Source organism: Colwellia sp. BRX10-1 (assembly GCF_014077545.1).
GTDB lineage: Bacteria > Pseudomonadota > Gammaproteobacteria > Enterobacterales > Alteromonadaceae > Colwellia_A.
In genome coordinates this window covers 1-252 of sequence record NZ_JACGWC010000140.1, presented here as the reverse complement: position 1 = coordinate 252, position 252 = coordinate 1, and the positions used below count along the sequence as shown (strand labels likewise).

General features: G+C 40.5%; 1 protein-coding gene. It reads left to right on the top strand.

Going from position 1 to position 252, the window contains the following annotated elements; genetic code table 11:
* Positions 1-252: cadherin-like domain-containing protein (locus tag H4J75_RS19880; RefSeq protein WP_182223085.1), on the top strand; the 252-nt coding region annotated here is incomplete at both ends.

Sequence of the window (252 nt, the reverse complement as noted above, 5' to 3'; positions counted from 1 at the left end):
CTCACTGAAGGTGAGTTAACTTTAAATACCGATGGTAGTTATACCTTTACACCTAATGACAATTTCAACGGTGCTGTTCCTGTAATTACTTACATTGTTACTGACGGTGCAGGTGATACACAGACTTCTACCTTAACGATTTCAGTAACTCCAGTTTCTGATCTGAGCGATGATAATGAAACTGTCACTGTTGCAGAAGATACAACAGCCACAGGCAATGTTTTAGACAATGCTGAAACAGCAGACGGTCCA